The sequence below is a fragment of the Pseudomonas sp. MF6751 genome, assembly GCF_016613265.1.
Classification (GTDB): domain Bacteria; phylum Pseudomonadota; class Gammaproteobacteria; order Pseudomonadales; family Pseudomonadaceae; genus Aquipseudomonas; species Aquipseudomonas fluorescens_BV.
This window is the reverse complement of record NZ_JAENSV010000084.1, coordinates 1-7,270: the sequence shown is the minus strand read 5'-3', so window position 1 is coordinate 7,270 and position 7,270 is coordinate 1. Positions and strand designations below refer to the sequence as shown.

Sequence of the window (7,270 nt, the reverse complement as noted above, 5' to 3'; positions counted from 1 at the left end):
CTCAAACCCGCGCTACCGGAACAATAGTCCTGCACGGCTGCGAGTTTTGCTTGCTCTGTGTACTTACCCATGACACCCCCAAGGTTGTGTCCAACCTTTGGGGGTCAGTTCACTCTGCGTGGGAACGCCGCCTGGGACGCTCCGCGTCCGCTTATCTAACTTTGTCTTCACGGCCGCGCAGTACCCGATTCGGCATCGCTATCGCTGCTGCCAACCCCAGCAGCGATACCGCCGCACTCACCATCAGCAAATGCCGGAACGTCACCGCCAGCTCGCCGCGCAACGCATCCTGCGCCGGGCCGGGTGCGGCGTTGAGGCCGTCGAGCAGTACGTTGCCGGAACTGCCTTCTGCCACCAGTGCGCCGCTTGCCAGATGGACGAAACTGGAATCGTGCAACAGCGCCAGCAGCAACGCCGACATGCAGGCCACCCCCACTGCCCCGCCCAGGGAGCGAAACAGGTTGGTGGTGCTGGTGGCCACGCCGATATCCCGCTGCTCCACCGAATTCTGCGTCCCCACCAACGAGGTCGGGAACTGCATACCGGCGGCGATACCGCACAACAACATGAAGACGCTGGTAAGCGCCACCGCCTGGGGCGCGCTGTAGGCCATGCCGAGGATCGCCAAGGGGCTCAACAACGCGCCGCTGAGGATCATCGGTTTATAACGACCGGTCACCGAGGTCATGCGCCCGGCGAAATACGCGCCCATCGGCAAGCCCATCGCCAACGGCAGCAAGTGCAGGGCTGCGCTGTCGGCACCAGCGCCGGTCACGGTCTGGTAGCGCAGGGGCATCAGCACCGTCAGGGAAATCGCCTGGAAGCTGGTGACGAAAATCGTGCACCAGCACAACACCGCACTGCGGTTGGCAAACAAGTGCATCGGCAACAGCGGTTCCCGCGCCCGGCGTTCGTGCCACACAAACACGCTTAACGCCATCAGTGCGCAGGCCAGCAACCCCAGCACTTGATCGTCACGCCACGAATGGCCCTGGCCGATTTCAGTGATGCCCAGCAACAAGGCGGTGAGGCCGACGATCATCAGCACCGTGCCGAGGTAATCGATGATCGGCTTGCGCTGCGGCACCGGCAGCCCCACCAGAGTGCGATGGGCCACGTACCAGGCGCCGACGCCCAGTGGCAGGTTGATCAAAAACACCCAGCGCCACGACAGGTACTCGGTCATATAACCGCCCAGCACCGGCCCGGCCACGCTGGCCACCGCGTACATGCTGCTGAAATACCCCTGATAACGTCCCCGTTCGCGGGGAGGAATAATGTCGCCAATGATCGCCTGGCTCACCGAGACCATCCCGCCAGCGCCGATACCCTGCACAACCCGCGCCAGCACCAGTTGCTCCATGCTTTGCGCAAGGCCGCAGAACAGCGACGCGAGGGTGAACACGCCCATGCCGATGAGCATCATGGGCCGGCGCCCATACAGATCGCCAAGCTTGCCGTAGATCGGCACCGCCACGGTCATCGCCACCATGTAGCCTGAGATCACCCAGGCCAGCAGGTTGACGTCATGGAACTGTGCGGAAATGGCCGGCATGGACACGGCGACAATGGTCTGGTCCAGGGCACCCAGGAAGATCGCCATCATCAGCGCGACCAGGATACTGCGCACGGCGGGAACGGTTGGAGCGGGCTGATTGAGGTGTGTCACGGCAGAACCTTCGAGCAGGGCCCACAGGCAACGGTCACCGGTGGGAATGCTCGATACGATAGCAGGCTATTCGATAGGCTCGTAAGGAAGGCCGACGTAATTTTCTGCGATGGTTTTACGCCCGGCCTCAGAGCGAATGAAATAGTCCAGTTCGCTTTCGGCAATACGCTGGCTGAAGTCATCCGCCTGGGGAAACTGATGCAGCATCGAGGTCATCCACCAGGAAAACCGCTCGGCTTTCCACACCCGGCGCAGGCAGATTGCCGAGTATTTTTCCAGCAAGTCCAGGCGCCCTTCGCGGTACACCTTGAGCAAGATGCGGAACAAGGTGCTCACATCACTGGCTGCCAGGTTCAAGCCCTTGGCACCGGTGGGCGGCACAATGTGCGCGGCATCGCCGAGCAGGAACAGGCGCCCGTACTGCATGGGTTCCACCACAAAGCTGCGCAGCGGCGCGATGCTCTTCTCGATCGACGGGCCGGTCACCAATCGTTCGGCTAATGTGCCGGGCAGGCGGCTTTTGAGTTCATCCCAGAAACGTTCATCCGCCCAGTCCTCCAGCTTCTCTTCGACCGGCACTTGCAGGTAGTAACGGCTGCGGGTCGGCGACCGCATGCTGCACAGCGCAAAACCCCGCGCATGTTTGGCGTACACCAGCTCGGCATGTACCGGCGGCGTGTCGGCCAGCACGCCCAGCCAGCCGAAGGGATAGACCCGTTCGAACACCTTCAGCGCTTGCGCCGGTATCGACTGGCGGGCCACGCCATGGAAACCGTCGCAGCCGGCAATGTAGTCGCACTCCAGGCGACAGGCTTGGCCTTCATGCTCAAAGGTCAGCCACGGCTGTTCACTTTTCAGGTCATGGGGTTGAACATTGGAGACTTCGTACAGGGTGATGGCACCCGCGGCTGCGCGGGCGGCCATCAGGTCGCGGGTGACCTCGGTCTGGCCGTAGATCATCACCGACTGGCCGCCGGTCAAGGCCTTGAGGTCGATGGAGGTGAGTTGGCCATTGAGGGCAATGTCAAACCCGTCGTGCACCAGACCCTCGGCGTCCATGCGTTGGCTGACGCCGGCTTCGCGCAGCAGGTCGACCATGCCCTGTTCCAACACACCGGCGCGGATACGGCCTTGTACGTAATCGGCGCTCTGACGCTCTAGAACGAGGGTCTGGATGCCAGCGTTGTGCAGCAGTTGGCCGAGCAGCAATCCGGAAGGACCGGCACCAATAATGGCGACTTGGGTTTTCAGGGTTTTCATTATTTTTATGACCTTCAAGCTTCACGCGAACGTATGGAGTGAAAGAGTTGTCATTGCTCTTGTGGCTGACATTTTTCACTTGAGTGAGGCTCATAAGAAGGTGAAAACTGCGTCAAAACCTGTGCTTTTCGCCAATCGGGGCGATTACCGAACCATTATCCTGAGTATCGGATTGAAACCATGACCAAAACCGCGATTCCGGTCTTCAAGCTTTACGGGGAAAGCCAGCAGTGGCCGACTCCCGATTTGTTGCACTGCGAAACCATTTCCCGGCGCAGTCGGGAATACCAGTGGGAAATCCAGCCCCACCGGCACGCGGACCTGTGCCAGTTGCTGTATGTGCACAAAGGCCAGGCACAACTGGAAATCGAGGGCCAGCGCACCACGCTTAACGAGTCGAGCCTGCAAGTGCTGCCACCGCTGTGCGTGCATGGCTTTCGTTTTTCCGAAGATGTGGAAGGGTTTGTGGTAACGCTTTCGGCGCCGCTGGTCAGCCACTTGCAGGCGCAACTGGGCTCTACCGTCGATGGCCTGCACACACTCGGCAGCTACCCGGCGGGCAAGGACAGCGATTACTTGAACAGCCTGTTCGTACGCTTGCAGGACGAATACGCCGATGACCAACCGGCACGGGACATGATGCTGCACGCTCTGGTCAGCGTGTTGTTGGTATGGGTCAGCCGCCAGGCGATCCAGCGCCGCCATCCACGCGCGCCGCGGGGTCGTGAGTACTTTCGGCGGTTTACGCAACTGGTCGAACAGCATTACCGCGAACACCCGAAGATTGAAGACCTGGCCCACAAGCTGGGCATCTCGGTCTCACACTTGAACGGGACGTGTCGGGAATTGGGTGGGCAACCGGCATTGCAGATCATGCATGACCGCCAATTGCTGGAAGCCAAGCGCCTGCTGACCTACACCAGCATGACCATCAATGAAATGTCCGAGGTGCTGGGTTTTTCCGACCCGACCAACTTCTCACGGCTGTTTCGCCGCAGGGTCGGGTTTTCACCCAAGGCGTTTCGTGAACAACTGAAGGCAGAGCAGCCTACCTGAGCGCACTGAAACTGCCGGTGCGGGGAACGCATTGGTCCTGATGGCAGCTGATAGCGAACGCCGCTGGCTGCATGCGCGTTTGCTCGACGCGGTAGGCGGCAGTCCCATACAGCGCTGTCGCCAATGCGCAGAGGGTGAAAATTGTCAGGTACTTTCTGGTTTTAATGCTCATGGCACAGACCTCTGAACGGATCTACAGGGTGCTGTTTAAAGCATAGGTCAACTTGCCCTGATGCGATGCCATTCAGCGCGCTTATTTCAGCTCAAAGCCCGACATCCCAAACTGGCTCTTCGGGAAAGCGCAGCACCAGGAAATCCAGGAGGCTACGCAACGCCGAAGGCATATGTTTGCGTGAGGCGTACACCGCATAGATGTTCATTTGTCGTGGCTCGGCGTGCGGCAGCAAGCGCACCAACTCCCCACTGCGAATCAGCTCGCCGGCCTGATAACTGGGCAGCATCGCCACACCTGCCCCGGCCAGCGTCACGCGCATTAACGTGCTGGCCTCGTTGGCCGTGATATTGCCGTGGACCGGCACCGACACGTGCTCTCCGTTTTCTTCGAAATGCCACAGGCTCTTGCCGAAGTAGGAGTGAGTCAGGCAATTGTGCCGGGCCAGGTCTTCGACTTTCTGCGGCGCCGGATGCTCGCGCAGATAAGCCGGTGTGGCGCACACCACCGAGCGACATACGGTCAGGCGCCGGGCGATCAGGTTGGGGTCCAGGTCGTTGCTGGTGCGGATCGCCAGGTCGATGCGCTCGTCCACCAGGTTCACCGTGCGATCAAGCATCTGCAAATCCACCGTCACCAAGGGGTAAAGCTTGACGTATTCGGCAATCGCCGCGCCCAGCTGCGCCTGGCCGAACGAGGTGCTGACGCTCAGGCGCAACAGACCTCGGGGTGCATCATCGGGTTCGCTGACGGCGGCCTGCATATCCCCACACAAGTCCAACAATTGCCGGCAACGCGGTAGTGTTTCCCCCCCGGCGGCAGTGAGGCTGAGCTTGCGCGTGGTGCGGTGTAGCAGGCGTGCACCCACCCAGTCTTCCAGTTCGGCCAGGTAACGCGAGACCACCGGGCGCGACAGGTCAAGGTGGTCGGCAGCGGCGGATTGGCTGCCCAGGTCCACCACGGTGACAAACACGCGCATTGCTTGAAGACGATCCATGATTTGCCCGCTTTTAGAAACAAACTATGTCCCAGCATCGCATTTTTTGTCGCGTTTCATGCAACTAAGCTCTGTGCATCCCTTATCTATGGCAGGAGCTGCCCGATGTTCTCGACCTTCAAACGCTTGACCCTGGCTACTGCCGCCCTGGCATTCGCTGCCCACGCAGCGGCGGCAGACCTGAAACTGGACGTGTACAACCCAGGCGAAGCCGCGATCTTCCCGGTCAGCTCGGTGCTGGTGAGCGGCGAGAAAGACGCGATCCTGGTGGATGCGCAATTCGGCAAAGGCCAAGCCGAGCAACTGGTGCAGAAGATCCGCGCCAGCGGCAAACGCCTGACCACCATCTACATCAGCCATGGCGACCCGGACTACTACTTCGGCCTGGACACCCTCACCGCCGCTTTCCCCGACGCCAAGGTGCTGGCGCCGCAGCCAGTGGTTGACCATATCAACGCCACCGTCGCCGACAAGCTGGCCTTCTGGGGCCCGAAAATGGGCGCAGACAAACCGGCCAAGACCCTTGTACCGCAGGTACTTAAAGGCCACAGCCTGACGCTGGAAGGGCAGCAGCTTGAAGTGGTGGGCCTCGACGGCCCGCAGCCAGATCGCAGCTTTGTGTGGATCCCGTCGATCAAGGCCGTGGTTGGTGGTGTGGTTATCGCTGAAAACATCCACGTCTGGATGGCTGATACCCAGAGCGCGCAATCCCATAAAGACTGGTTGGCCACCCTCAAGCGCATTGAAGACCTGAAACCGAACACCGTGGTGCCAGGCCATTACCTGGGCACGCCATCGCTGGCCTCGGTCAACTTCACCGCCGATTACATCAAGGCCTTCGACCTCGAAACCGCCAAGGCCAAGGACTCCGCCGCCCTGATTGCGGCCATGAAAAAACGCTACCCCACCCTCGCCGACGAAAGCTCGCTGGAACTGAGCGCCAAAGTCGCCAAGGGCGAAATGAAGTGGTAACTGGCTTTAAACCTTAACCCTGTTGGAGAACATCATGAGCAAGATTGCAATCATTGGTGCCACCGGCCGCGCCGGTAGCCAACTGCTGGAAGAAGCGCTGCGTCGCGGGCATACCGTCACCGCCATCGCCCGCAATACCGACAAGCTGGCTGTGCGCCCAGGCGTTACGGTCAAACAGGTTGATGCCCTGGATGCCGAGGCCTTGCAACACGCCATCAGCGGTAGCGACGTGGTGATCAGCGCGGCGCACTTCGCCACGCTTCCCGCCAGCGCCGTGATCGGCCCGGTGAAAAAGGCCGGGGTGAAACGTTTGTTGGTGGTCGGCGGCGCAGGTTCGCTGTTGTTGCCCGGTGGCGGGCGCGTGATCGACAGCGAAGGGTTCCCGGCTGAATATAAAGCTGAAGCCAGTGCCGGGGCTGAATTCCTGGAAACGCTGCGCCAGGAAAAGGAACTGGACTGGACCTTCCTGTCGCCATCGGCCCTGTTCGACGGCACCGAGCGCACGGGCAAATTCCGCCTGGGCACGGATGATCTGCTGATGGACAGTGATGGCAACAGCTCAATCAGTTTTGCCGACTTCGCCATCGCCATGCTGGATGAAGTGGAAACACCGAAGCACTCGCAAAAGCGCTTTACGGTCGGTTACTGACCCAACGCCGTCAACGCTAACCACGATGCGAAGCGAGTAGCTCTTGATCTGCTTTTGATCTTGATCTTAAGCGCCCCGTTAAACCACGCTGGCCGGAATTCGACAGGGATTTGGGGGTAAACCGGCAGGGATGCCGGTTTAGCCGCCCCGCGCCATGGATGGCGCGTGGCGGCGGCCCCCAAAATCACTGGCGGATTACGGGTACACCGAGCCTAGGCGAGGTGCCGAGTGGTGGGGCAAGAGCCCTTTTGGTTACTTTTGGCTGGGCCGGCATTCCGGCTTTTCAAAAGTGAGCCGCCGTCAGGCGGAACCCTAAGTGGCCGTTACCGCAGCAATGGATATGTACACAATCCAACTGTGTTGACTGTCAGGCCGCCTTCGCGAGCAAGCCCGCTTGTATGCTAGGACTTGAAGGGAGGAGAAGGGACAAAGCCCGATTCTGACTGTTGACGCAGTACAGACCGTGGGAGATTTCGCCCCTCCTCCTTTCACCCA

General features: G+C 60.5%; 7 protein-coding genes. 3 read left to right on the top strand and 4 right to left on the bottom strand.

Annotated features, from left to right (window positions below; genetic code table 11):
- Nucleotides 1-151 precede the first annotated feature (151 nt).
- Nucleotides 152-1,669 (bottom strand): MDR family MFS transporter, encoded by a 1,518-nt coding sequence (locus JJD66_RS27625; protein ID WP_198715002.1) that lies wholly within the window; start codon nucleotides 1,667-1,669, stop codon nucleotides 152-154.
- A gap of 66 nt (nucleotides 1,670-1,735) precedes the next feature.
- The gene (gene pobA / locus JJD66_RS27620) at nucleotides 1,736-2,920 is read right to left on the bottom strand and encodes a 4-hydroxybenzoate 3-monooxygenase (protein ID WP_198715046.1); all 1,185 of its coding nucleotides are present in this window, start codon (nucleotides 2,918-2,920) and stop codon (nucleotides 1,736-1,738) included.
- A 189-nt stretch (nucleotides 2,921-3,109) separates the two neighbouring features.
- Here pobA and JJD66_RS27615 point away from each other — a divergent pair, with 189 nt between their 5' ends.
- The gene (locus JJD66_RS27615; RefSeq protein WP_014717471.1) at nucleotides 3,110-3,985 is read left to right on the top strand and encodes a helix-turn-helix domain-containing protein; all 876 of its coding nucleotides are present in this window, start codon (nucleotides 3,110-3,112) and stop codon (nucleotides 3,983-3,985) included.
- On the opposite strand, the gene JJD66_RS28245 is transcribed toward JJD66_RS27615, so the two are convergent.
- A complete protein-coding gene (locus JJD66_RS28245; protein ID WP_003189580.1) occupies nucleotides 3,978-4,157 on the bottom strand; it encodes a hypothetical protein in 180 nt (59 codons plus the stop codon). The two genes, JJD66_RS27615 and JJD66_RS28245, sit on opposite strands and share 8 nt — an antisense overlap.
- A 91-nt stretch (nucleotides 4,158-4,248) precedes the next feature.
- On the bottom strand, nucleotides 4,249-5,154 hold the full coding sequence (locus JJD66_RS27610; protein ID WP_096143699.1) for a LysR family transcriptional regulator: 906 nt from the start codon (nucleotides 5,152-5,154) through the stop codon (nucleotides 4,249-4,251).
- Nucleotides 5,155-5,259: 105 nt separating this feature from the next.
- Between JJD66_RS27610 and JJD66_RS27605 the strand changes: the two genes are divergently transcribed.
- Together JJD66_RS27605 and JJD66_RS27600 are read left to right on the top strand one after the other, a co-directional pair.
- Entirely contained in the window at nucleotides 5,260-6,126 is an 867-nt protein-coding gene (locus JJD66_RS27605) for an MBL fold metallo-hydrolase (RefSeq protein ID WP_200649496.1), read from the top strand.
- A 34-nt stretch (nucleotides 6,127-6,160) separates the two neighbouring features.
- Nucleotides 6,161-6,775, top strand: coding sequence for an NAD(P)-dependent oxidoreductase (locus tag JJD66_RS27600; protein ID WP_200649495.1), 615 nt, complete (start codon nucleotides 6,161-6,163; stop codon nucleotides 6,773-6,775).
- Nucleotides 6,776-7,270: the final 495 nt, after the last annotated feature.